The sequence below is a fragment of the Aeromonas sp. 600948 genome, assembly GCF_049174875.1.
Taxonomy (GTDB): domain Bacteria; phylum Pseudomonadota; class Gammaproteobacteria; order Enterobacterales; family Aeromonadaceae; genus Aeromonas; species Aeromonas veronii_A.
The window spans coordinates 94,847-118,670 of sequence record NZ_JAAKTY010000002.1; the positions used below are offsets into that span (position 1 = coordinate 94,847).

The 23,824-nt window shown below is 58.2% G+C and carries 19 protein-coding genes; 9 read left to right on the forward strand and 10 right to left on the reverse strand.

The genetic code is table 11. From position 1 onward, the window contains the following. Positions 1-2 precede the first annotated feature (2 nt). Together thrB and thrC are read left to right on the forward strand one after the other, a co-directional pair. A complete protein-coding gene (gene thrB, locus G5182_RS02180) occupies positions 3-998 on the forward strand; it encodes a homoserine kinase (RefSeq protein ID WP_227342298.1) in 996 nt (331 codons plus the stop codon). Next, complete coding sequence (thrC, locus tag G5182_RS02185; protein WP_227342300.1) at positions 995-2,269, forward strand: threonine synthase; 1,275 nt, start codon at positions 995-997, stop codon at positions 2,267-2,269. The genes thrB and thrC overlap by 4 nt, the downstream gene beginning before the upstream one ends. Positions 2,270-2,466: 197 nt before the next feature. Here thrC and G5182_RS02190 read toward each other — a convergent pair whose 3' ends face one another. Genes G5182_RS02190 through G5182_RS02200 form a run of 3 tightly spaced genes read right to left on the reverse strand, consistent with a single transcriptional unit; the run spans position 2,467 to position 5,446 of the window. Further along, positions 2,467-2,733 (reverse strand): YkgJ family cysteine cluster protein, encoded by a 267-nt coding sequence (locus G5182_RS02190; protein WP_227342302.1) that lies wholly within the window; start codon positions 2,731-2,733, stop codon positions 2,467-2,469. Beyond that, entirely contained in the window at positions 2,730-4,301 is a 1,572-nt protein-coding gene (locus G5182_RS02195; RefSeq protein WP_227342303.1) for a hypothetical protein, read from the reverse strand. The genes G5182_RS02190 and G5182_RS02195 overlap by 4 nt, the downstream gene beginning before the upstream one ends. Before the next feature lie 47 nt (positions 4,302-4,348). Further along, on the reverse strand, positions 4,349-5,446 hold the full coding sequence (locus G5182_RS02200; protein WP_227342305.1) for a hypothetical protein: 1,098 nt from the start codon (positions 5,444-5,446) through the stop codon (positions 4,349-4,351). A gap of 941 nt (positions 5,447-6,387) precedes the next feature. Here G5182_RS02200 and G5182_RS02205 point away from each other — a divergent pair. Continuing rightward, the gene (locus G5182_RS02205) at positions 6,388-6,765 is read left to right on the forward strand and encodes a hypothetical protein (protein ID WP_227342306.1); all 378 of its coding nucleotides are present in this window, start codon (positions 6,388-6,390) and stop codon (positions 6,763-6,765) included. Positions 6,766-7,139: 374 nt separating this feature from the next. Here G5182_RS02205 and G5182_RS02210 read toward each other — a convergent pair whose 3' ends face one another. From G5182_RS02210 to G5182_RS02220, 3 genes are all read right to left on the reverse strand, one after another. Further along, positions 7,140-7,664, reverse strand: a complete 525-nt coding sequence (locus G5182_RS02210; protein WP_227342307.1) for a protein disulfide oxidoreductase — start codon at positions 7,662-7,664, stop codon at positions 7,140-7,142. A gap of 142 nt (positions 7,665-7,806) precedes the next feature. Next, a complete protein-coding gene (locus G5182_RS02215) occupies positions 7,807-9,849 on the reverse strand; it encodes a protein-disulfide reductase DsbD family protein (protein ID WP_227342308.1) in 2,043 nt (680 codons plus the stop codon). Between the two features lie 50 nt (positions 9,850-9,899). Continuing rightward, a complete protein-coding gene (locus G5182_RS02220) occupies positions 9,900-10,304 on the reverse strand; it encodes a hypothetical protein (protein WP_227342309.1) in 405 nt (134 codons plus the stop codon). Positions 10,305-10,919: 615 nt separating this feature from the next. Here G5182_RS02220 and G5182_RS02225 point away from each other — a divergent pair. After that, positions 10,920-14,795: a DEAD/DEAH box helicase gene (locus G5182_RS02225; RefSeq protein WP_227342311.1), complete on the forward strand. Its 3,876-nt coding sequence runs from the start codon at positions 10,920-10,922 to the stop codon at positions 14,793-14,795. Positions 14,796-14,949: 154 nt separating this feature from the next. On the opposite strand, the gene G5182_RS02230 is transcribed toward G5182_RS02225, so the two are convergent. Then, positions 14,950-15,843 (reverse strand): DNA replication terminus site-binding protein, encoded by an 894-nt coding sequence (locus G5182_RS02230; protein WP_042055486.1) that lies wholly within the window; start codon positions 15,841-15,843, stop codon positions 14,950-14,952. Positions 15,844-16,368: 525 nt separating this feature from the next. Here G5182_RS02230 and G5182_RS02235 point away from each other — a divergent pair. Together G5182_RS02235 and astE are read left to right on the forward strand one after the other, a co-directional pair. Then, on the forward strand, positions 16,369-16,578 hold the full coding sequence (locus G5182_RS02235; RefSeq protein ID WP_005337823.1) for a DUF1127 domain-containing protein: 210 nt from the start codon (positions 16,369-16,371) through the stop codon (positions 16,576-16,578). 282 nt (positions 16,579-16,860) lie between these two features. Beyond that, entirely contained in the window at positions 16,861-17,886 is a 1,026-nt protein-coding gene (gene astE / locus G5182_RS02240) for a succinylglutamate desuccinylase (protein ID WP_227342313.1), read from the forward strand. Positions 17,887-18,046: 160 nt separating this feature from the next. Here the strand turns inward: astE and G5182_RS02245 are convergent, their stop codons facing one another. Further along, positions 18,047-19,600 carry a lytic transglycosylase gene (locus G5182_RS02245; RefSeq protein WP_227342315.1) on the reverse strand — a complete coding sequence of 518 codons (1,554 nt, stop codon included), beginning with the start codon at positions 19,598-19,600 and terminating at the stop codon, positions 18,047-18,049. Between the two features lie 70 nt (positions 19,601-19,670). Further along, a complete protein-coding gene (gene gloB / locus G5182_RS02250) occupies positions 19,671-20,435 on the reverse strand; it encodes a hydroxyacylglutathione hydrolase (RefSeq protein ID WP_227342316.1) in 765 nt (254 codons plus the stop codon). 72 nt (positions 20,436-20,507) lie between these two features. Here gloB and G5182_RS02255 point away from each other — a divergent pair, with 72 nt between their 5' ends. Further along, positions 20,508-21,230, forward strand: a complete 723-nt coding sequence (locus G5182_RS02255; protein WP_227342318.1) for a methyltransferase domain-containing protein — start codon at positions 20,508-20,510, stop codon at positions 21,228-21,230. On the opposite strand, the gene rnhA is transcribed toward G5182_RS02255, so the two are convergent. Beyond that, a complete protein-coding gene (gene rnhA, locus G5182_RS02260; protein ID WP_227342319.1) occupies positions 21,218-21,682 on the reverse strand; it encodes a ribonuclease HI in 465 nt (154 codons plus the stop codon). The two genes, G5182_RS02255 and rnhA, sit on opposite strands and share 13 nt — an antisense overlap. A gap of 79 nt (positions 21,683-21,761) precedes the next feature. Here rnhA and dnaQ point away from each other — a divergent pair, with 79 nt between their 5' ends. Further along, a complete protein-coding gene (dnaQ, locus tag G5182_RS02265) occupies positions 21,762-22,496 on the forward strand; it encodes a DNA polymerase III subunit epsilon (protein WP_047439188.1) in 735 nt (244 codons plus the stop codon). Further along, entirely contained in the window at positions 22,493-23,755 is a 1,263-nt protein-coding gene (locus G5182_RS02270) for a TIGR03503 family protein (RefSeq protein WP_227342321.1), read from the forward strand. Before dnaQ ends, G5182_RS02270 begins: the two co-directional genes overlap by 4 nt. Positions 23,756-23,824: the final 69 nt, after the last annotated feature.

Genomic DNA, 23,824 nt, shown 5'->3' on the forward strand with positions numbered 1-23,824 from the left:
GCATGAGTTCAGACATGTACCCCTCTTATATGGCTGAAGGCGGCAGCGTAGTCGCCTACGCCCCCGCCTCCAGCGCGAACCTGAGCGTGGGATTCGATGTCCTGGGGGCGGCGCTCGCCCCCGTGGATGGCTCTCTGCTCGGCGATCGGGTGCAGGTAAAAGCGGCTGACGTGCCTTTTGCGCTCTCCGCCGTGGGCCGCTACGCCCACAAGCTGCCGGACGATCCGAAAAAGAATATCCTCCATGACTGCTGGGTGGCCTATGGCGAGGCGCTGGAGAAGCGCGGCCTTAAACTCAAGCCCCTCGAAATGGTGCTGGAGAAGAACTTGCCGGTCGGCTCGGGTCTGGGTTCCAGCGCCTGTAGCGTGGTGGCGGCCCTTGAAGGGCTCAACGCCTTTCACGGCGAGCCCCTCGACGAACACGACATGCTGCTGCTGATGGGGGAGATGGAAGGCAAGATCTCCGGCTCCGTTCACTACGACAACGTGGCCCCCTGTTATCTCGGTGGCATGCAGCTGGTGCTGGAAGAGCACGGCGTTATCAGTCAGGGCATTCCGGTGTTCGATCAGTGGTACTGGGTAGTCTGCTACCCGGGGACCGTGGTTTCGACCGCTGCCGCTCGCGCCATTTTGCCGGCCCAATATCGCCGTCAGGATTGCCTCACCTATGGCCGCCGCCTGGCTGCCTTTGTTCACGCCAGCTACACCGGACAGGAGGGGCTGGCCGCGAGCGTCTTGAAAGACGTGATTGCCGAGCCCTACCGCGCGGCGCTGATCGAAGGCTTTGCCGAGGTGCGGGCGCAGGCGGCCCAGAACGGGGCGCTCGCCACAGGCATCTCCGGCTCCGGCCCCACAGTATTTGTGGTGATGAAGGAGCTGGCGCAGGCCGAGCGGATGAAGGATTGGATGGAAGCACATTTCGTGCAGAACGAAGATGGATTTGCCCGGGTCTGCAAACTGGACATGGCCGGGGCACGGGTAACAGGAAGCGAGCTATGAATCTCTACAACATCAAGGACAACAGCGAACAGGTGAGCTTCGCGCAGGCGGTGCGTCAGGGCTTGGGTCGCGAACAGGGGCTCTTCTTCCCCGAACAACTCGAACCGCTCGCCGATGTGGATGCCCTGCTCGATCTACCGCTGGCCGAACGCTCTGCCCGCATCCTGAGCCACCTGCTGGGGGACGAAGTGCCCGCCGCCAAGGTAAGCGAGCTGATTAATGCCGCCTTCACCTTCCCGGCGCCGCTGGTGAAACTCAAAGATGGCACCTATGCCCTCGAGCTGTTCCACGGCCCGACCCTGGCATTCAAGGATTTCGGCGGCCGCTTTATGGCCCAGTGTCTCGCGGCGTTTCGCACCAACGACAAGATCACCATTCTCACCGCCACCTCCGGCGACACCGGCGCCGCCGTGGCCCACGCCTTCTACGGGCTGGAGGGGATCGAGGTGGTGATCCTCTATCCCAAGGGCAAGATAAGCCCGCTGCAGGAGAAGCTCTTCTGCACCCTCGGCGGCAATATCCGCACCATCGCCATCGACGGTGACTTCGATGCCTGTCAGGCGCTGGTGAAACAGGCCTTTGACGACGAGGCGCTGAAAAAGGCCATTGGCCTCAACTCCGCCAACTCCATCAATATCAGCCGTCTGCTGGCGCAGGTTTGCTACTACTTCGAGGCTGTGGCCCAACTGCCCAAGGCCGATCGCGCCAAGGCGGTGATCAGCGTGCCGTCCGGCAACTTTGGCAACCTCACCGCAGGCTTGATTGCCAAGGCGCTGGGGCTGCCGGTGAAGCGCTTTATCGCCGCTACCAACGCCAACGACACCGTGCCGCGCTACCTGAAAACCGGTCAGTGGGAGCCGCACCAGACAGTGGCCACCCTGTCTAACGCCATGGATGTGAGCCGCCCCAACAACTGGCCACGAGTGGAAGAGCTGTGCCGTCGCAAGGGCTGGGCACTGGAGACCTTGGGTTCTGGTATGCGTGACGACGCCCAGACCCGTGATGCGCTGAAGCGGCTGCACCAGCTGGATTACCTGTGCGAACCCCACGGCGCCATTGCCTGGGATCTGCTGGGTGAACAGCTGGCTGATGACGAAGTGGGGGTGTTCCTCTGCACCGCCCATCCCGCCAAGTTCAAGGAGTCGGTGGACGAGATCCTCAATCTCGATGTACCGCTGCCCGGCCCGCTCGCCAAGCACGCCGAGCTGCCGCTGCTCTCCGTTAATTTGCCGGCGGAGTTTGCCCGGTTAAGGGCGTTTTTGGTGGGGTAAGTAGCTGAGCTGAGATAACCGATAGAAATAAAAATCCCCCGGTAACGGGGGATTTTTTTGCATAGGGAAAGGGTAATCAAGTCTGATGGCCTGAACGATAGAGCCGGGCAACCATCTTGCTCATGCTTCGCTCATTGAGGGGGAGATGGCTAAGGCTGCTTTGCCGTGTTCCATGAGTGCGCCCATCCTCTCCCACTTTAGAACTTCTCCAAAATCAGGCATGCTTCGCGATTCAGCGTAATAAATTCCTGCCAGCTAAAATGCTGCAGGTAATTAAGCTGATACTGCTTCTCAATTTGGCAAATCAGCGGACGCGTTTCATAAATTGCGCACAACTTTGTTTCCATCTGATAGTGCTGACAAATACCGTCACCTCGATCGAGGAACTGCGTTTCACTGGCACGATCAACATGACGACAGCAGGCTCCGCACTGGTTGCAGGGAAATTTAGGAGTGAGCGTCATAAATTTTGTAGCCAGCTACGCACAGAACGGATATTGCCCGCTTCAAACGGCAGAGTTATATTCCGGCGCTCGACCTCGGCTTGCAGCAACAAGCCGCGCTTTATTTCGCTATTCACTGCGTTAAGATGTAGTGTAAAGCGTGCTAGCTGTGACGAATCTATCGCGAACTCCAGTGCTGAAAGCTCCAGTAAATAACGATCGAGTTCGATATTAACTCGTTCATAATACTCAAGCGCTTTCTGGTACTTATCTTTAAAGGTGTCCAGAAACGCCCAGACTTTTTTCATCAACGCGCTGTGTTCAAGAAAATAGTTCATCACTAGCGTCAGGATACCGGTCGCCAGCGCACCGCAAAAGGCGGCCAATTCCGGGCCAAAGGGAAAAACGAGAATTTTTGCTAATGCTTCGTTAATCACCACACCTGCTGCGACGGCTACCCCGGCAGCCACTAGCTTACTGACCGCCTTTGCCAACTGCCCCGGCGCCAAACTATCTGGATTAAAGACCATCACTTTGAAGGCCTGCACCAGATTGTTCCACATCTCGCGAATAAGCCTCACCATCATTTTCTTTGTAGTAAAGAAGATATTGAAGAGCGTGGTTGTAATGCTGGACAGCATGCCGCCAATCGCGCCGTCCTTAAAGGCGGTCAGGAAGGTATGAAATTTGGTCTGCACCCGTAACCAAACGGCGCGTAATACTTCAGTAGCATCCTGCAGAAAATCTCCGGCATCAAATGCGTAACGATGTTTCTCAAACATCACAGGAATACGTTCGCGGAATTCAAACCAGGTCTCTGCCAGAATCAGTCCAAGCATCTGCCGCGTTCCCATACGAAAGGCGTTGTTCAGCGTAGCGCTGGCGACATTCTTCGCAAACTTGCTGCTGGTGTAATATTCTTGGCTGATAGTGCTGTTGTATTTTTCTCGCGCCTGCTTATCCGCCTCTTTCATGCGTTCAAAATCGGCGGCAGCTTTATTTTCTAGCTGATTCAGGTGTTTCTTCTCTTGCTCGGAGAGTGCTGGTTGGCTGCGCAATCGGGCAATTTCCTGCGTTGTGGCAGCATGTTGGTCTTGCAGCGTTTGCAAGAAGGCATCCATCGTTTTTGCCTTCTTCGCCTTATTTAGTGACTCGTTCGTGAAGGTAAGATTCGATGAGTCATTGGCCAGATCGGCTCCATCTCGCTCGGCAAGAACACGCCCGGGGTCGTTGTGAATCTCATGGGCGGAAATAATGTGGTCGAGATTTTTTTTGTCATTGGCCGAAAAATGTTTACCGGTATAGGTATCAGTTAGTGTACCGTCCTCATGCGCCTTTTTTCCTGCTCGGTTGGTGGCGATATAGTTTTCGTGGTTGTGGTAATGATGCGAATCATACCCTTCGCGCTGTTCATACCGCTGACGTTCGGCATCTGAGGCATACACCCCCTGACGGACATTGTGAATGGTATTCACATCGCCGCCGTGCTTATCCTCCAGCAAGAGAAAATCTAACCCAAACGAGGTTGTGAGGCTCTTGACCACCGTCTGATGTAACTCTTCCCCCCAGTCAAACCTGGCTGCGTTCATTGTGCTTTGTCCATAGCAATGCCGGGCTGGTTAGCCCGGCGGGTTGATTAAATACGAGAGGAAAACGTGTCGAAATCAGAGGCTGATGCCGTCAGTTTTTCATCCAGCGCCTCTTTGTTAAGCAGATTCATACCGTTGCTGTCGGTCTGCAGTTGGATCACCCCATCTTCAATAACGGCTTCGCCATTTTCCTGCGTTACCGGTTTGAACAGTGGCGTGGTAATCACGTCGGTCATGATGGCTGCTAATTTGTAGCCGTGGTCGATAAGCGTTATGATCTCTTCCGACTCATCAATTTCGGTGGTGATATTTTTTTGATGACGTTCAACGATGACCGCGTGCATCGCTTTCAGTGGTTCAAAGTAATGCTGAACGAAGACGGCATGCATACAGGTGATCGACTCATAAATACTATTTACATATTGCTGCACTGTTGTTAGATGCGCTTCAGCTGCATTCATTTTCTCTACAGCCGCGCTCACTTCACGGGAGCTTTGGTAGGCGTTGTTAAGCGCTTTTTCTGCATGGTTATCGTAGGCCCAGCCAGCAATAGCTATCAGTGGAGCCACCACCGCGCCGCCAAGTACCATCGCACCGCCTGCCATCCCCCAACCACCAGCAGCTAGCGAACCGCCACCAATTGCCGCCATCGTGGCATTATAAGCTGCCGCACCAGACAGCGCCGCAATCGGCGTTCCGGTAGAAGCCGCAGCAAAAGCCATCACTCCGCTGTACACGGCAAAACCGGCGGCGGCGCCAGAAACGCCAGCACCGACAACCGTGGTCAGGTATTCTGTTGCCGAAATAGCCAGGTTCTGAATCTTATTAATGCTGTGCTTTGGTACCGTCAGCTTGAGATTCTTATGCCCATCCTTTGCCATTCGTTCAAGAAGTTCAATAGCAATTGTATTGAACTCATTGAAATCATTACCTATTTTAAGCTCCGCTTCGCCTAATTCTGCGAGTTTTTCTGAGGTCGTCTTGTTGGCCGTCTCAAAACTATCTTTATGTTTATCAAAACGGCGCTGTGCGCGATCTAATACGTCGTCGGCTTCTGATTTTTTCTGGTAGCCGTCATACGCTTTTTTTCCACCAAACGCTGTTGCCGCTGCCGCGGCACCCAGAATAATGAAAGGTAATGCCATCGATTGTTATCTCCTGTGCTAAATAAGTTTTGAACGATCGTCAACAGTGGAGTATTGGGTTAGGCGGTATTTCTGTCTGATTCATCCCGTATCTGTATTACACCGTGCTGTGGTCAAGTAAAACTGGCAACGGCTTTCAGCTCCCTGATATCCCGAGTCAGTGAAGACAAACAGTTCCTTGCCATGGACTCGATATTCACCCAATTGAAGTTGTGCTCGTTGGCTGGTCTGGTCTCCAAGCTGTGGGTGAGGACACATTTGGCATGAACGCCGATATGGACCTTCATACCGAGATACTATTGATTTCCTTTTGGGTCAGTCGAATCTTAAAGTCACGCTCTCCACGCTTGTTATTGGTGGAGTTGGGGGCCATCGATGACAGTGGCATCGACCAGAGAACCTTGCTTCATCATGAAGTCAGCCTCACACCACGAGAGTTGGACTTCGCTGCGAACTACATAAATCTCAGCTTAAAACCCACGCAGCCCCCGTGGATTACAGCTGCCAATATGCTCCATTGACCAGCAAGGACAGCAACTCAGCGCAGTAATAGGCAGCGGATGGCTATGTTAATCCAATCGAATCTGGTCTCACCAGTCAAAAATTGACGTAACTATCAGGAATATCTGCGTTTTATGCGCTGGCTCAAGAAATCGCTGAGGCAGGGAAAGGATTCCCATGGCCCTTGATTTTATTAGGGGTTGGCGGGTGTGGCGGGAAAGTAGGGGACAGGCTTGCCGCTGAGGAAGGGTTGGCCGGGGACAATCCCGCTCCGGCAATCGGCGCTATAGTGCGGGCGATGGTTGCCCTGTGCTCCGCTCCCAAGCTGGCGAGACGTGGGATCTGCGGCAACAATCAGCTGTTGCCATCACAGCCATTTGCAACACATCGTCATGCAAATATGACCATGCAAACACATCACCAGAGAGAGGAGATCTCCCATGAAGCGTACCATCCTGTTCGGCCTGCTCTGCGGCAGCGTGCTGCTGGCCAATCCGGTCTTTGCCAACGACGCAGCCCAGTTGCAGTGCGAGGCGCAGGCCGCGGCCAAAAAGCTTAACGGCGCCGCCAAGACCAGCTTTGTCGGAAAGTGCGTGAAAGATGCCGCTGGCGCCGCAACTGGCGAGTGCGAGAAGGCGGCCGCCGACAAGAAGCTGGCCGGTGCGGCCAAAAACAGCTTTATCCAGAAGTGCGTGAAGACGGGCGCGGCGGTGGATCCGGTGGCCAAGTGCGAGAAGGCGGCAGCCGACAAGAAGCTGGCTGGCGCGGCCAAGAACAGCTTTGTCCAGAAGTGCGTGAAGGATAGCGCCGCCAAGTAAGGCATTTTCTCATCCGGTGTGTTTGCGGGGGGCCATAAGGCCCCCCGTGCTTTTTATGCGTAGTGAACGCCGTGAAGCCCAAGCGTTGTCGGGAACATTAAACTCGGTTGCTGATCTTCTATGACCGGGCTCCCTATCTGGTTTTGGACATATTATCTCCCGCTTGCTGGGCTTTGCCTTGTTCAGCGTCAACCCATGAATGGTATCCATCACGGTTCACCGCCCACGCGATCGCCGATGGATTACCACTTCCGATTTGAGCCATTAACCCGCGAGGGGGCCACCCATCACTGATAAATAGGCATCGGATGGCTGGCGATAAGCCCCTCTTCAGCGGGAAGAGGGGCCGCAATAGTGCTCCCTGGCGGGCCGAGTTAGCCGAGGCTGGCCCAGGCCAACCGCAGTTTCAGTCCCGGGCCCGAGCTCCAGCCAGTGGTGGAGCTCACCACTTTACCCTGCTTGATGATGAGGAAGCTGGGGGTGACGCTCACCTGCCAGCGGGCGGCAAGGTTGCCATGCTCATCATTGTGGGTCGGGAAGGTCAACCCCTTCCTGGCCATCCCCTGCTGCAACCTGGCTTGGTCGCCGGAGCGCAGCGCCACTGTCAGCACGTTTTCGCCGTCTCGCCATAGCTGCTCCACTGTCGGTGTGGTAACACGGCAGACTGCGCACCAGCTGGCCCAGTAATAGATCAGCAGTGGTCTGTCCCGACTCATTGTCTGCAGGTCGGCCAGAGTGCCATCTTGCAACAGCAGTTGAGGCAGCGGGCTTTCCTCTGGCAGCGCCGGACTGCGCCAGAGGTCCAGCGCCGTCGAAATAATCACCGCCAACAGCAGCAGCCAGAGGGCTTCCTTGCTCCAGCGGCGCAGACGGAGGAGCCGGGATGATGTTGCTGTCATGATTGCCCCTTGATGACCAGTGCGTTTTTGACGTTGCCCCCGAGCGCTATATGAGGGAGATCAGCCGATTGCCGATAATTTCCCCCTTGCGCTGCGGGTATGCCCCGCTCTCCCGGCAGGGTCTGTATGAGCAGGATATATCTCATCTTGTTTCTCCTTGAACAGGGGCGTTCGCAGCGTGCTCCAGAGTGGCCAGCAGAGTTGCACGATCCAGCAGGGGAGAGAGGATCTCGCCACCCGGTAGCCCGGGGCCATAGATTTGGTTGAAAGGAATGGCCACACTGCCGCGTTGGCGCAAGAAGCCGGCGATGCTGTCTGAGGGGCGGCTCCAATCCCCGCGCAAGGCCACCACATCGGGGGCACTCAGGGCTCGTTGCACATCATCGCGCAGCAGCACGTTGAATTTGTTGGCTTTGCAGGTGATGCACCAGTCGGCGGTCACATCGACGAAGACCCGCTTGTGTTGTGCCAGGGCGTCCTGGATGGCCTGCTCCGAGAGTGGCTGCCAGTGGACGGTATCCTGTTGTGGTTTGTCCTCCATGGTGAAGGCGCCGCCGAGCAGCAGGGCGGCGACCAGCAAGCAGCCCAGCGCCAGCCCCAGGGTTACACCGCGAATACCGTGGCGCCATACGACCGCCAGCAGCAGGGCTGCCAGTATCAGTGCCATCAGGATCACAACCCTGTTATGGCCGATATGGTTGCCAAGCAGGCTGAGCAGCCAGAGGCTGGAGCCCAGCATCATCAGGCCGAGCAGGATGCGCAGGCGCCCCATCCAGCGTCCCGGTTTTGGCAGCCAAAGCGCGAGACGGGGCAGGGCGGCGATGAGCAGCCATGGCAGGCTCATGCCAATCCCCAGTGCGGTAAAGACAAGCCAGAGTTGACCGGATGGTGCCCCGAGCGCAAAGGCGACTGCGGTGCCAAGGAAAGGGGCGGAGCAGGGTGTTGCCAGCAGAGTGGCAAAGCAGCCCTGCAGAAAGTGACCGGCCATGCCGTTGCCACCCGCGGTTGCCAGGCGGGTGTTGACATTGCTCGATAACCTGATCTCGAACTGCCCCAGCAGGTTGGCACAGAACAGCAAGGTCACCACGACCATGAAGCCGATAAACCAGACGCTCTGGAACTGGATACCCCAGCCGACGGCCCCCTGGGTGGCGCGCAGTAGGGTGCTCATCAGTGCCAGCGCCCAAAAGGAGACCAGGATACCAGCGCTTGCCGCCAGGAACTGCAAGCGAACCGGGCGACGCTCACGGGTCTCCAGCTGCAGTACTGATCCCAGCTTGAGGGCCAGCACCGGCAACACACAGGGCATCAGGTTGAGAATAAGCCCCCCAAGCAGTGCTGCCCCCAGGATCCAGCGCAGCGAGTGGCCACCAGCGGGTAGTGGCAGGGGATCACCTATGGTGACCTGGCTCTGCCAGGCTTCGTCACCGTTGACCAGTACCACGCCCAGTTGCTGATGACGGATATCCGGTGCATCCCCTTGCCAGCCATCGCTGACCGGAATGCGGGCAATCAGGGTATTGCCCTGCACCTCCAGGCTGGGCTCGCCAAACTCGACCCCCTCCAGCTGCTGGAGGAAAATCTGCGGAGCCCGCCACCCCTCTTGCTGCTTAGCGCTCAGCTGTAGCCGGTTTTGCTGGTAGCCGGCCTGGAGGTTGACGCTCTTGGGCATGGCTTGAGGCAGCTTGCTCATCGCCTGTGCATAGGCAAGATCGAACCCGTCCGGTGCCGTACCATCCAGAGCAAGGGCAAAAGGGTAGTCGGTCAGGATGCAGACGTTACTGCAGGTTGAAAGGCGTAACGTGCCGGTCAGCGCCTTGCGGTTGCCATGGCCAAGGCTTATGGGAAAGGTTACGGCCTGCTGATACCCCTGGGTCGACATGCCGCTGACCGCGAATCGCTCTGGCACTGGCCAGTGCCATTGTTGAGTGAGTTTGGGGTCATCCCAGAGAATTTCAGGGGCAATTCCCCCTTCACCCGGGTTTTGCCAATAGGTTTTCCAGCCGGACTCGAGTGTCAGACTGAGCAGCACCCGGGGCTGTGCCGGATCCCGGCTATCTGCTTGCAGCCGGATTTGTGCGTGATCGTTGCGGGGGCTGGTGAGCCAGCCGGTATCGCTGGCCAATCCGATGGATTGCCACAGCAGGCTGCCCAGCAAGAGGGCAGTATTGAAGATGTTTGACATGGTGTTGTCTCTTGAAAATGAAAGTCAGGGTGGTTTAAGCCGCGACTGACTCATTCTCGCCAGACACAAAGGGTGAGATGAAGCCGCCGTTCTGGCGGAGAGATATTTCTGGGTGGGGGGAGGGGGGGCGAGCAACGGGACAGTGGTGCCAGCAGGGCGATCAGGAATGCGATGGCAAAGAAGAGCTGTTCGGCGCATTGCACGCTGGCGGCACTGAGCCACTTGCCGTTGAGCTGGCAACTGCCGGGTTGCGGCGTTGCTGCGCGGCCATCCTCATCGACATCGACATCGACATCGACATCGACATCGATGGCGGAGGATGGGACGGTCAGCATATGGCAGCCAGCGGCTATCTCCAGCTGAGCCAGCCTGGTCAGCGGCTGGAGTGCACAATTGAGCAGCAGAATGCAGACCAGCAGCAGGAGTCTTGTCGCCACGCGTTGTCGCAAAATCATGTTGCTCCTGCCCTCTTGGAATGGGGCACATCCTATCGATCAATGACAGCCCGGGCAAGCCGGTCGGATGAAGCCCCGTTTCTTGCAACCGGTGAGTCGCCACGTTTGCCCTCGTAGCTGGCCGAGTACCGAGCGTGCTGGCCAGATCAGTCTGCCAATGCTCCGGACAAGGGGGGAGTCGTTCAGCTGCCAATCGCCGATAATGCCCCGCGCATTCCGGCGGTCAGGGCCAACAGCCCCCTCGAGCCCTGAATGGAAATGGGTATATGGGATCCATGCCGCGACGAGGAAGGCCGGGTTGGAGATGGTTCATTTGGTGCAAGATCATCTCTTTAGGTCGTCAAAAATTGAAACCGTTTTCAGAAATCCTTTTCAACTGTGATCCGCTTCAAAGCTTTTTCGGGCGCCAACCTCTAGCATTGGCTCCACGAATTAGGGGCTAGCGCTCCCGATTTTCCCGCTGTGGGAGGTAACCGGATGATCCGGCTATTTCCTTCGTTACTTTCGACGGTCATCATGGATGGCCGTTTTTTTTTGAGTTATTTCACGGTAAAGGGTCGAGCCGCTGGCGCTTTACCGTTAAAATTCCGCTTTTGCACTTGCCCGTGAGTCTTGATGTCTGCGTCCACCCTCTCTTCGGATAGTTATGCCCTGCTCGCCACCCTGCAATTGCAGCGCGTTGCCAGTACCCGTTTGCTGCAAGAACAACTGGCGATAGGCCATGCCCTGATCGATAAACTGACCCGACTGCAGGATGCGGGGCTGGTCAGATTGCGCGGGGAGCAGCAGTGGAGCCTGACCGCCGAGGGGACGCTGGCGCTGATCCTGGGGGTGCGTGCCGGTCTCTGCCCGGCGCCGGACTGGAGCCGGGTGCCCTCATTGACCGGGCAGGATCTTACCCATGCGGTGGTGCGCGAGCTCTGCCGCGGCAAGGCGGGAGAGATCCCCACCTATTTCTCGGCCAGCGATCTGCTGACCCTGCTCGATACCCCGGACGCTCACCAGCTGCTGGCGGGCTCCAGCCCCGCCTGGCAGCAAATGTTGCTGGAGCACTTCTCGCTGCAACTCTTGCTCGATGCCCCCTATGAAGAGCGCTGGCCGCTGGCCAATGCGCTGGTGCGCTGCGCCCCCGAGGTGCAGGCCCGGGCCAAAGCGTTCGAGGCGGAGTGGCGCTGGCTCTGCGGGGATGGCGAGAGCACATTGCCAATCGGCGAGGACCAAGATGCCGCCCCCGGCTGGCCGGCCCTGCAGGCGCTGGCCCAGCAGAGCCAGAGCGGCCCGCTTGGCGAGCGACTGCTCACCGCGCTGGGCCAGTGGCAGGCAACCGATGAGGGTGAGGCGGGCCAGTGGCCCCGTTCGTTCAGCGCCCTGCTCTGGCTTGGCTGGTTGCAGCAGGCTGATCCCGTCATCGCCAGCGAACAGCGCAAGAAGTGGCAGCGCAGTCTGACTGGCCAGTTCCCCCTGCTTGCCGACTTGCTCAGCCAGTGGGCGGGCGATCGCCACGGTCAGGCGGTCGGCCTGTTCGATACCCTGCAGCTGCCGGTGGAGGAGCTCCACTGGGGCTATCTCTGGCTCGATCTCTGTGCGCTGGCCCGTCACGGTGCCCAGAGCCCGCAGGTGGCCATGTTGCACAAGTGGGATCTCTCCCATTTGCTCGATGCCGAGCCCCATCATCGCCTGATGGCCTTTTGTCAGGATCTGCTGCGTATCTTGTTGGGCGAGGCGGCCAAAGGGGCGCCCCTGTGCCAACTGCGCGGCAGTGAGGAGAGTGCGCAAGAGGGCAGTGATGAGCAGGATGATGACGGGGACGAGGATAAAACCGCGGCCTCTGCCAGCTGGCTCAACTGGCTGCAGGGGCTGGGACGCTCGAGTGGCGTACGCAAGCCGCAGGAGCGGTTGGTGTGGCTGCTCCATGCCGACGGCCCCGAGCTGGAGTGCAAGATCCAGAAGCTCAGTACCAAGGGGGAGTGGACCGCCGGTCGCCGGGTCGATCCGGCCTTGCTCTCCACCCAGTATGCCGCCATGCTCGACGAGCATGACTGGGCACTGGTTCGCACCCTGCCACGGGTGATGGGACTACTGCCGCGGGATGTCTGGGCGCCGCTGGCCGATCACCCCCGCTTGTTCAACGCCAAGGGGCAGAAGCTGCAACTGGCCATCAGTGCCCCCCTGCTGCAGGTGGTGGCCACCGAACAGGGGATGAGCGCGCAGCTCTGCCCCGATGCGGCCGCCCGCGGGGCCCATATCATGCCGCTGGCGCAGGATCTGTGGCAGCTCATCCTCACCCCGCAGCCGCTGCTCGACCGCTTGCCAGCGCTCGAATCCATCCCGCTGCTGCCCGCCGAGGGGCTGGCCGAGCTGCAACGCACCCTGGACGCCATTCCCGAGCTGCCCTGGCACAGTCAGGTTGCGGGGCTTAGCGGCAACGCCGAACTGGCTCCCTGGCCGGGCATTCCTTCGGTGCAACTGGATTGGCAGGATGGTCAGCTGTCGGTCAAGCTGGTGACCCGCTTTGAGGAGCTGCCGCCCCAGCCACTTGGCAAGGGGGAGGCGATCGTACGGCAGGGGATCAAGGCGTACCACTACTGGCAGCGGGATCTCGCGGCCGAGAAGGGGCAGGCCCAGCTACTGCGCAATCAACTCCCCATCGGCCTGCCCGGCAGCGAGTGGCTGCTGCAGGGGGAACAGGCGCTGGCGCTGGTCAATGCTCTGCCCGAGCTGGTGGATGCCGGAGTGGTCATTCACTGGCATCAGGACAGCGCTCGCCTCAAGAGCCTTGATGAAGCGGCCCTGAGCCTGCGTATCGAGCGGCGGCAGGACTGGTTCCAGGTCGAAGGGGCACTGGCCCTCGATGAGCACCAGATCCTCGATCTGCGCCTTATTCTGCGCCAGATGACCCCGGGGCAGCGCACCGTTCAGCTCGACGAGAAGACCAGCCTGATGCTGAGCGACAAGCTGGTGGAGCGGCTCACCATGCTGGGGGCCATGCTCGATGAAGAGCAGCGCATCAACAACAAGCTGGCCTATCCGCTCACTCGTCTGCTCTCGGTCATTACCACCGAAGGGGATGCAGCGTGGCAATCCCTGCAGCAGGAGTGGCAGCAGGAGGTCGAGTGCCCGGACGAGCTGCTCACCTCCCTGCGGGACTATCAGAAAGAGGGAGTGCGCTGGATGGCGACCCTGGCCCATCACGGTTTTGGTGCCTGTCTGGCCGATGACATGGGTCTGGGCAAGACGCTGCAGGCGCTGATTGTGTTGCGCATGCGCCAGCATCTTGGCCCAGCGCTGGTGGTGGTACCCAAGTCAGTGGTCACCAACTGGCAGGAGGAGGTAGCCCGTTTCGCCCCCGAACTGGATGTGGTGGTGTTCGAGAATCCGGCCGAGCGGGAGGGGATGATTCGCGAGGCCAAGGCCGGTCAGGTGATCCTCATCAACTACGGCATGCTCGGCAGCCTGGCGGAGGCGCTCAAGTCCCGCCGCTGGTCCTCCATGGTGCTTGATGAGGCGCAGCAGATCAAAAACGCCGGTACCCAGCGCGCCAAGCTGCTGTTCCAGCTCGACGGCGATTTTCGCCTCGCCCTCTCCGGCACCCCCATCGAGAACCATCTGGGGGAGCTGTGGAGCCTCTTCACCTTTATCAACCCGGGGCTGCTGGGCAGCCTTGGCGAGTTCAAGCGTCGCTTTGGCAAGGCGGTCAAGGATCCCCAGCACATGGCGCTGCTGCGTGCAGTGATCAGCCCCTTTATCCTGCGCCGTCTCAAGCAGCAGGTGCTGACCGAGCTGCCGGACAAGACCGAGATCATTCACCACATCAGCCTCTCCCCCGAGGAGCGACAGCTCTACGAGGCGACCCGGCGCGAGGTGGTGCAGCAGGTGCAAAGTGCCGATGGCCGTGCCCTGATGCACGTGTTGAGCGGGTTAACCCGACTGCGCCGGCTCTGCTGTTCGCCGGAGCTGGTGATGCCAGAGTGGTCGCAGACCAGCAGCAAGCTGGATGAGGCGATGGCGCTGCTGGAGGAGGCGATCGATGGCGGTCATCGGGTGCTGGTGTTCAGCCAGTTTGTCGATCTGCTGAGCCTGCTGCGTGCCCGCATCGAGCAGAAGTCCTGGGACTACTGCTATCTGGATGGCGGCTGTTCGGCCAAGGCGCGGCAGGACTCCATCCTGCGTTTTCGCCAAGAGGCGGTACCGCTCTTTCTCATCAGCCTCAAGGCGGGGGGCACCGGTCTTAACCTCACCCAGGCCGATACCGTGCTGCACCTCGATCCCTGGTGGAACCCGGCGGTGGAAGATCAGGCGAGCGATCGGGCCCACCGGATGGGCCAGACCCAGCCGGTGACCGTCTATCGGCTGGTGTGCGAGCAGACGGTGGAGGAGAAGATTGTCGCCCTGCACGACGAGAAGCGGGCGCTGGCCGATGGTCTGCTGAGCGGCCAGTCCGAGGTACGCGGGCTGGATGTGGAGAGCTTGCGGGCCCTGCTGATGGGCTGATTGGCGACGCCACCTTTCATACCTCCTATCGATACAGAAAAGGGAGAACATCCAGAGATGTTCTCCCTTTTCTTATTTGGGATACAGATGCGGGATACTCGTTTATCGCGGAAAGGCGGCCCCGTTATCCCAGATCCAGCTATCCCAGATCCAGTCACCCCTGATAGAGATAGAGGTGCAGCCGCTCGATGATGGGCTCGCCGCCAATTTTGCGATCTCGCCGCGCCTGCCGGCTCTTGGGAGGATAGTTGCCCAGATGGGTGACTGCAGGCGGGGTATCGGAGCAGAGCAGCAGAGGCAGGCTCGCCTTGATCTGCTGCTTGCGCGGGGTGCGCTCCAGCCAGAGCAGGTTGATCATCGGGTGAGTCTTGACCGGGCGGCGGATCCGCAGCTCGGCATCGGCGGGCAGACGGCGAATGTCGTACACCTCCTGATCCACCATCTTGCTCCACTCCTCGTTGTTGGAGAGGGCCGGTATGTAGCGGCGGCTGCGCTCCAGCATCTCAAGCACCTGCTCGCGACTGAGGCGATTGATGGTCTGCTTGTCGGCCCAGGTAAAGCCGAGGGATTGTAGCTCCCCCGCCAACAGGGTCAGTTTGCGGTAGACCTGCAAGGTGATCACCCCGGGCAGGGCGGTATGTACCAGCTCGAACTTTTCATCCCGTCCCCCCGCCTGCTGCACCAGCGCTTTGAAATCGAGCTTGCGCTGATTGATCTCCTCAACCAGAGGCTGGATCAACGGAGCTGCGGCGGCAGGAAAGCGCAACCAGCCGGGCAGCCGGTGAGTCGCCTTGGTGGAGCAGCCAGGGCGGGCGCTGTGATCCCGATAGGCGGCGAGGGTGGCCGCCAGCGCGGCTTCACCGTTGAGATAGCCCACCTCAATTTGCTCGATCGGGTCGTGCTCTTCCCCCTGCGCAACCGGAGGGAGGGGATAGACATGAGCCTCCTGCAGGTCGAGCTGACCAAGCAGATCGGCCAGCTGGTTGAGAGCGCCTTCAATGGCGGCCATCTGTTGACGCAGGGCGGCGGTCGGGGTAAAGGTATCCATCGATGATCCTGTGGTCTGACCCGCTGTTGACGACATCAGGTATGACATCGCTGCGGGGAGCAAAACTACTGTATAAATAAACATACCAGCATGCGATTGGAGTGCCAAGAGGCACTTTGAGGAGGGGGCAATGTGCGCCTCTGAATGGGGATGTGGTGATGGTTTTATTTATGTTTCATGGTGTTAAATAAAGATTGCTACAAGATCATTAAATTAACAATCATGTGTAACCCCGCTGTTGCCAGCTGTTCACACCTTGTCCACCCCTGCATATGTAAAGCAGTAAAATGCATATATAGATGGGTGCCATGCAGCACAATATGCTGTGCGACTCTGCTGGCCAACCGTTAAAATAATTATTTGTTTAAAATCAAAGCGTTAAAATTAAATTCTGCCGTTTTTAGACATTAGATTTACTAATGTAACGTATCAAAATTCGTCAATTGAGTCGGCCCTGCTCCCTGACTAAGCTTTGCGCATCAAATAAAGCCCAGTGCGTAAACAAATATTCAGAGGAGCCACATCATGGCCAACATGACTTATACCGAAACCGGTTACCAGCATTCCAGCCAATTGAATCTGGTTGCTCGCGTTAAAATGACCGTTCTGACTTGGCTGGAGCGCAGCCGCAGCCGTCGCCAGCTCTCCGAGCTGCCCGAGTACCTGCTCAAAGACATCGGCCTGAACGAAGCTGACCGTTATCAAGAGACCACCAAGCCGTTCTGGCGTGGTTGATCAGCCGGGCATGGATGCCTTGTTTTCTGCTGAGTCGTTTGCTGTTCTGCCCCTGTGGCGCCCGGCCGCCATGTCTGTCATTGTCTGTTTTATCTCCCCCCGCTTTACGTTGATCCTTTTTCCTATCCTCTTTATTCCATATCGCTACCGTCATTGCTGTCATCGTTCGATTGTTATCACACTTGTATCGTTAATGTTTGAATTTGTTTAAAAAACGATTTTAAGCCGTGATGCCTTGCGTATAATCCGGCCATAGTGTTCCAGCGCAAGAGGGTGAGACGGATGATTCCCCAGCACGATTTTTTGGCCATGACCCGCAGCCATGAGTGGCAGCTCGATCCCTTTGAATTTGCCCTGCCCGATGGTGCGCGGGTCAGCGTCTGGGATACGGGCGTGCTCTGTCTGGAGCCTGCCAGTGGCGCGGGCGGCCAGCCGGGAGGACGCAAGGATATCGTCCTCTCCTGCGGTATTCACGGCAACGAGACCGCTCCCATCGAGATCTGCAACCAGCTGCTGAGTCGTCTGCTCTCTGGCGAGCTGAGCGCCCGCCATCGGGTGCTGTTCCTGTTTGGCAATCCGGCGGCGATGAATCTGGGGCTGCGGGAGGTGGAGGAGAACATGAACCGGCTCTTCTCCGGTGCTCACAGCAAGGGGGAGGGGCTCTGCAATCGGGAGCGGATCCGTGCCATGCGTCTCGAGCAGTATGTGAGCCGCTTCTTTGCCGATCCGGCTCGTCCCCGTTACCACTACGATCTGCACACCGCCATTCGCGGTTCGCGCCACGAGAAGTTCGCCGTCTACCCCTTCCCCCACGAGCGGCCCCACTGCCGCGAGCAGGTGCAGTTCCTCGGTGCCTGCGGGGTGCGTACTATTCTGCTCTCCGCCAGCCCGACCACGACCTTCAGCTACTACAGCTCCCGCCAGCATGGTGCCCACGCCTTTACGGTGGAGTTGGGCAAGGTGCGCCCGTTTGGCGAGAACGATATGACCCGCTTTATCGAAACCCGCCAAGCGCTGCAAGAGCTGGTCACTCAGGATGAGGTGGCGCTGGAGCCGTGGCGGGCGGATGATTTCACCCTGTTTGCCATCGATCGGGTGATCACCAAAAAATCGGCGGACTTTCGCTTCCTGTTTGCCAGCGATGTGGACAACTTCACCGAATTCCCCCAAGGGTTCGTGCTGGCGGAGGATGGTGAGCTGCGCTACATCGTCGAGAAGCCGCGTGAGGCGGTGGTCTTCCCCAATGCCAATGTGGCGATCGGTCAGCGCACCGTGCTGATGGTGGTGCCGACAAGGCTCTGGGAATAGCTGTGATAGTTTTGCCTGCAGAGCGGTGATGCATCCGCAGGCGGCGCCAAGCCATTGTTTTAGTAGGCGGCTTAGACACAGCAGCGGTTAGCCGCAGTAATAAAAAACGGGGCCAGTCAGATGACTGGCCCCGTTTTTTATCGGGTTCAAGCGGTGAGGCTTAGCTGTTGTTCTTCACAAACAGGGTCAGCTCCTGACCGGGCTTGAGGTAATCCCCTTTATCCAGCTGGTTCCAGCGCATCACATCGTTGATAGCCACCTGGAAGCGAGCCGCGATGGAGGAGATGGAGTCGCCACGGCGAACCTGATACACCATCGATTTGTCGCTCTTCTTCCCTTGCTTGGGATAGACCACCAGCTTCATGCCTGGCTTGAGCGCCGACTTGGCATTCAGACCGTTCCACTTGGCGAGCTCTTCGTGGGAGACGCCGTGCGCCTGGCTGATGCTCCACAGGTTGTCACCCGAGCGCACCTTGTAACTGACTTTGGCCTTCTGGCTGCTGCCACGGCTTGCCAGCTGTTGCGGTTTGCTGGCGGAGCTGGCCTTGCTGCTGACCTGACCGTGGGTCGGGATCACCAGTTGCTGACCGCGACGCAGGTTGTTGCTGCGCAGATTGTTGGCCAGCTTCAGCTCACTCACGCTGACGCCATGATTCTGGGCGATGCGCGACAGGGTATCGCCACTGGTGACCTGATAGGAGCGGGTACGAATACGCTCGCTCTTGGGCAGATCGGCCAGTGCCAGCTCCAGAGTATCGGCATACTCCACCGGTACCAGCAGGCGGTAAGGGCCACGGGGCGACATCACGCCACGGCTCAGGGCCGGATTGACCTCCTTGAGCTGTGACGTGCGCAGACCGGCCAGTTGGGCGGCCACATTCAGATCGATCTGGCTGCCAGTCTCAACCACACGCAGCTTCGGCTCGTTGGCGAGCACCGGCAACTGGATATTGTACTTGTCCGCATTGCTGATCATGTCAGCCATGGCGAGGATCTTGGGCACATACATCCGGGTTTCGCGCGGCAGATCGAGCGACCAGTAGTCGGTCGGCTTGCCTGCGCGCTGATTACGCTGGATGGCGTTGCGCACCCGGCCTTCACCGGCATTGTAGGCGGCCAGCGTTTGCAGCCAGTCACCGTCAAAGAAGCGGTTCAGGTACTCCAGATAGTCGAGCGCCGCATTGGTGGAGGCCAGCACATCGCGCCGTCCATCATACCAGTTGTCGTGGCGCAGACCGAAGTTTCTGCCTGTCGCTGGCACAAACTGCCAGAGTCCGACGGCATTGCTGCGGGATCGGGCATGAGGATCAAACATGCTCTCGATCATCGGGACAGTAATAAGCTCCATTGGCAGCTCACGCCGTTCAATCTCCTCTACCATCAGATAGAGGTAGGGTTCAGCCCGGCTGGCAATGGTCGCCAGATGCTTATCATTGCGCAACAGCCACTCACGTTGCTGGCGGATGCGCGGGTTGTCCGGAGTTTCCAGTTGCATATCATCGCTGATACGCACCCACAGATTGTCCGTCTCTTCCATTTCATCCAGTTGTTCATCGCCAAACAGGAAATGGGAAGAGTGTTTTTTATGCGCTTTTTTCTTGACCTGGTGGGACTTGATCGGCTCGATTGCCGTTAGCGCCCGGTCATCCTGATGGCTCAGGTTTTGGCAGCCGCTGAGCAACAGCGCTGCCAATAAGGCCGTTCGTACCTTCATCTCGTTCCGGTCATTTTTGGGAAAAACAGCCCGCATCATAAGGGGCAATGGCCCCCTGATCAAGGTTTGTTCAAAAAACGTCCTTCCACTGACGCAAGATGGTGAAGGTATCTACCGGATTTTCCACGCATTTTAGCCCGTGCTTTTCAGCAGAAAATTTCACTGAATCGAGCTCGCAGCGCAGAAAAACATTAAACTTGCGTTCATCCTCCAGCCGGGTGGGCAGGCTTGGCAGCCCTTGTTGCCGCAGTTTGCTGATCAGTCCGATCTGATCACGGATCGCCGGATTGTCCGGTTCAACTGCATAGGCAAAGCGCAGGTTGGAGAGTGTGTACTCATGGGCGCAGTAGATCAGGGTCTCGTCGGGCAGGGCGGCAAGGCGCTGTAACGAGTGGTACATCTGTTCCGGCGTCCCTTCAAACAGGCGGCCACAACCGGCCGAGAAGAGGGTATCGCCACAAAAGAGCATGCCGTTACCATAGTAAGCGATATGGCCACGGGTGTGCCCGGGCACATGGATTACCTCGAGGGCGAGGCCGTGCCAGTTGATCTGATCACCATCTTCGAGCCACTGGCCATGATGATCCGGCATAGGGTCAAGTTTGGGGCCATAGAGCCGGGCGTGGGGGAAGTGGGCAAGCAGGTCGGTGACGCCCCCGACATGGTCGTGATGGTGATGGGTCAGCAGGATGGCATCGAGCACCAGCCCCAATGCCTCGAGCCGCTCCAGCACGGGTGCGGCATCGCCCGGATCGACCACCAGACAGTGATTTTCGTGGCGGATCAACCAGATGTAGTTGTCATTAAAGGCTGGAACTGTGATCACTGGATACATGAGTCTGCTTCTCTTTAGGGAGGGTATCTTATATAACAGGATGGCGTTCGAAACCCCGAGTTGAACCCTATTATGCAGGTGGCACGTACCGAACAACAAATCGAGATCCCGACCAGTTGGTCAGCGCTGCCTATGGGTGACTGGGTGGCGGCCGAAATTCAGGAGCGGCTCGACAGCTGGTGCCCCAACTTGTTCGGATATCACTTGCTCAAGGTAGGAGCCCTGAGCGCTGAACTCTCCTGTAAACGCTCCTCCATTCGTCACCAGATCGGGGTCGCCCCCGGCGGGCGGCTGCTCGACATGTATGGCGATCCCCTCGAGCTGCCGGTGCGAACCGGCAGCGTCGATGCCTGTCTGCTGGCTCACTGCCTCGATTTCTCCGCCGATCCCCATCAGGTATTGCGTGAAGCCGAAAGGGTGCTGACCGATGATGGCTGGCTGATCATCAGTGGTTACAATCCGGTGAGTCTGGTGGGGGTTGGCCACTGTATCCCTTTTTTACGGCGCAAGCTGCCCTGGTCTGCTCGGATGTTTACCCCTGGGCGGGTGACGGACTGGCTGCATCTATTGGGGTGTGAAGTGATGTTTGACGAGCGTTTCGGTTACTCGTTTATGGGTAAACAGAGCTGGCACAGCTGGTGGCGGGAGAGTATCGGGCGGGATTATTGCAAGGCGTTTGCGTCGGTATACGTGATTGCTGCCCGTAAACGGCGTTTTCCACTGATCCCGGTGCGGCGGCGCTGGCAACTGCCAAAGTCCCTCGCTACACCGGGCATGGCCCGTCAGGGCTGGTAACCGGTATCCTCGGCCAGATCCTTGCCGCAGGCGGCATCTCTGGCCAACTCGTCGCACCGTTCGTTCTCCGGATGGCCGGAGTGGCCCTTTACCCAGAGCCACTCAATCTGGTGGCGACCCACTTCTGCATCCAACTCCTTCCAGAGATCGACGTTCTTGACCGGTTGACGATTGGCGGTCATCCACCCCTTCTTTTTCCAGCCGATGATCCACTGGGTGATCCCCTGGCGCACATATTGGCTATCGGTGGTGAGGCGCACCTTGCAGGGCTCGTTGAGGGTTCGAAGCCCCATGATGGCTGCCATCAGCTCCATCCTGTTATTGGTGGTCAGCTTGAAGCCGGCTGAAATTTCCTTGCGGTGTTTGCCATAAACCATGACTGCGCCATAGCCACCCGGGCCCGGGTTGCCTAGGCAGGAGCCATCTGTGAATAAATCAATCTGTTTTAACATGAGCAATCAATCTGTTTTAACATGAGGCTTGGGGTAAACTAGCGAGTAAGTAAAGCCGAAGTTTGACATAGATTGGATCATGAACACACCCCAACTGAATCGCCAGATCATTCTGGATACCGAAACCACAGGTATGAATACGGCGGGCGGCCCTGTCTATCTGGGGCACCGCATTATCGAAATCGGCTGTGTGGAGGTGATCAACCGCAAGCTGACCGGTAACCACTATCACGTCTATATCAAGCCTGATCGTCTGGTCGACCCGGAAGCGATCCAGGTGCACGGTATCACCGACGAGTTTCTGCGTGACAAACCGTCGTTCAGCCAGATTGCCGACGAATTCCTCGAGTTCATCCGCGGCGCCGAACTGATCGCCCACAACGCGCCGTTTGACGTGAGCTTCATGGACTATGAGTTCAGCAAGCTCGGACTCAACTTCAAGACGGCGGATATCTGCACCATCACAGATACCCTGGCGATGGCGCGGGATCTCTTCCCCGGCAAGCGCAACAACCTGGATGTGCTGTGCGATCGTTACGGTATCGACAACTCCCACCGTACCCTGCACGGGGCTTTGCTCGATGCGGAGATCCTGGCGGACGTCTACCTGCTGATGACCGGCGGCCAGACCAAACTCAATCTGGCTACCGAGAGCAACGAAAACGAGAGCAATCAGGACACCAGCATTCGCCGGTTGGAGAGCAACCGACCCGCCCTCAAGGTGGTGCGTGCCAGTGCCGAGGTTCAGGCCCTGCACGAAGCGAGACTGGATCTGGTACAGAAGAAGGGAGGAAGTTGTTTGTGGCGGCAATGAGCAAGTGGTGTGCAGGTCTGCTGTTGTTGCTCTCGTTGGGGGCGACGGCGACCGAGGTATTTGCCCCTTCCGATATTCCGCTGCTTGATAACCGCTTTCGCATCGATTACGGGGTGAAGGAGATCACCTTCATTATCAAGCGCAAGCCGGGCACTCCGTCCGTGATCCTGGTTCGCCCCGATGGCAGCAAGCTTTACGTGGGCAAGGTCAAACCTGCCGATGTGGGTTGGCTGGCATTGCCGGAGCATGATCTCATTACTCTGCGCAATCCGATGCCGGGCCCCTGGCAGGCGATCGGCGAGGTGGATCCCGACAATCGGGTTCGTATCCTCTCCGATATCCGGCTTGATATTGCCGCCTTGCCGATGCAGCTCTATCAGGGGGAGGTGGTCAAGCTCAAGGCGTGGTTGCTGATCAATGGTCAGCCGCCGAAAGATAAATACTATCTCTCTGATCTTGGCATGACCGTCAAGCTGCAATCGTTCAGCGATGCCGATAAGAAAGAGGTCGTGCTGGATCAAGTACTTGGCCACTATCGCGATGATGGCAAGGGGCTGGACGAAGTGCCGGGTGACGGCATCATGACGGCGGAAGTGACACTACAGGATATTCCCGCCGGCAAATACCGCGCCATGTTCAGCACAGGTAATCAGGTGTTTGTCCGAGCCCGCTATCAGGATGTGCTGCTCTATCCTTATCCGTTCAGCTATAACCTGACACCCCCTTCGGAAGAGCTGGGCGCCAAATTGTCGCTGCTGATCGATCGTGATGAACTGGATCCGGCCTCTGTCGCGATCAAGGGGAGTGTCACCAGCAATGTGGGTGGCCTCTACGAGTTTAGCGAGACGGCCAGTGAGCCCAAGCTTGATATCGATCTCTCTGCCATCAAGGAGGTCGGTCAGCATGAGGTGAAAGCGACCCTTTATGGCACCACTCGTCTGGGGCGCGAGCTGAAGATCGAGTTGCCAGTGAAAACCTTCAATATCTTTCCGCCCCCTCCGCCTCCCGCAGAGGTGGCATCAGCAGCCGCTCAGGCCTCCAGCGCCGAGTCTACCGAAGAGCAGCCTGAAGAGGGAATGGGGTGGCTACTTTGGGTTCTGGTTGGGGGTGGGGTACTACTGGTGTTGCTGGGAGGCGCAGGTTTTGTGGTGATGCAAAAACGGCGTGCTTTTAAACGTGCGCTAGCAGCAGCTCAGGCTGAAAATCAACAAAACGGCCAACCGGCAGCCAAGCTGGATCTCAATTTGCCAGAGCAGTAGCCCAGACTCGGGAAAAACGATACACCAGAGAGAAGAAACCGCCCTCGATAAGCAGGGCGGTTTTTTAGC

What these genes read in the sequence shown, in the direction of transcription:
- G5182_RS02220 (WP_227342309.1), bottom strand. Translation starts at nt 10,304, where the DNA reads ATGATTTTGCGACAACGCGTGGCGACAAGACTCCTGCTGCTGGTCTGC.
- G5182_RS02235 (WP_005337823.1), top strand. Translation starts at nt 16,369, where the DNA reads ATGGCCAACATGACTTATACCGAAACCGGTTACCAGCATTCCAGCCAA.
- dnaQ (WP_047439188.1), top strand. Translation starts at nt 21,762, where the DNA reads ATGAACACACCCCAACTGAATCGCCAGATCATTCTGGATACCGAAACC.
- G5182_RS02245 (WP_227342315.1), bottom strand. Translation starts at nt 19,600, where the DNA reads ATGAAGGTACGAACGGCCTTATTGGCAGCGCTGTTGCTCAGCGGCTGC.
- G5182_RS02190 (WP_227342302.1), bottom strand. Translation starts at nt 2,733, where the DNA reads ATGACGCTCACTCCTAAATTTCCCTGCAACCAGTGCGGAGCCTGCTGT.
- rnhA (WP_227342319.1), bottom strand. Translation starts at nt 21,682, where the DNA reads ATGTTAAAACAGATTGATTTATTCACAGATGGCTCCTGCCTAGGCAAC.
- G5182_RS02215 (WP_227342308.1), bottom strand. Translation starts at nt 9,849, where the DNA reads ATGTCAAACATCTTCAATACTGCCCTCTTGCTGGGCAGCCTGCTGTGG.
- G5182_RS02210 (WP_227342307.1), bottom strand. Translation starts at nt 7,664, where the DNA reads ATGACAGCAACATCATCCCGGCTCCTCCGTCTGCGCCGCTGGAGCAAG.
- thrC (WP_227342300.1), top strand. Translation starts at nt 995, where the DNA reads ATGAATCTCTACAACATCAAGGACAACAGCGAACAGGTGAGCTTCGCG.
- G5182_RS02205 (WP_227342306.1), top strand. Translation starts at nt 6,388, where the DNA reads ATGAAGCGTACCATCCTGTTCGGCCTGCTCTGCGGCAGCGTGCTGCTG.
- G5182_RS02255 (WP_227342318.1), top strand. Translation starts at nt 20,508, where the DNA reads ATGCAGGTGGCACGTACCGAACAACAAATCGAGATCCCGACCAGTTGG.
- G5182_RS02200 (WP_227342305.1), bottom strand. Translation starts at nt 5,446, where the DNA reads ATGGCATTACCTTTCATTATTCTGGGTGCCGCGGCAGCGGCAACAGCG.
- G5182_RS02230 (WP_042055486.1), bottom strand. Translation starts at nt 15,843, where the DNA reads ATGGATACCTTTACCCCGACCGCCGCCCTGCGTCAACAGATGGCCGCC.
- G5182_RS02270 (WP_227342321.1), top strand. Translation starts at nt 22,493, where the DNA reads ATGAGCAAGTGGTGTGCAGGTCTGCTGTTGTTGCTCTCGTTGGGGGCG.
- G5182_RS02195 (WP_227342303.1), bottom strand. Translation starts at nt 4,301, where the DNA reads ATGAACGCAGCCAGGTTTGACTGGGGGGAAGAGTTACATCAGACGGTG.
- thrB (WP_227342298.1), top strand. Translation starts at nt 3, where the DNA reads ATGAGTTCAGACATGTACCCCTCTTATATGGCTGAAGGCGGCAGCGTA.
- gloB (WP_227342316.1), bottom strand. Translation starts at nt 20,435, where the DNA reads ATGTATCCAGTGATCACAGTTCCAGCCTTTAATGACAACTACATCTGG.
- astE (WP_227342313.1), top strand. Translation starts at nt 16,861, where the DNA reads ATGATTCCCCAGCACGATTTTTTGGCCATGACCCGCAGCCATGAGTGG.
- G5182_RS02225 (WP_227342311.1), top strand. Translation starts at nt 10,920, where the DNA reads ATGTCTGCGTCCACCCTCTCTTCGGATAGTTATGCCCTGCTCGCCACC.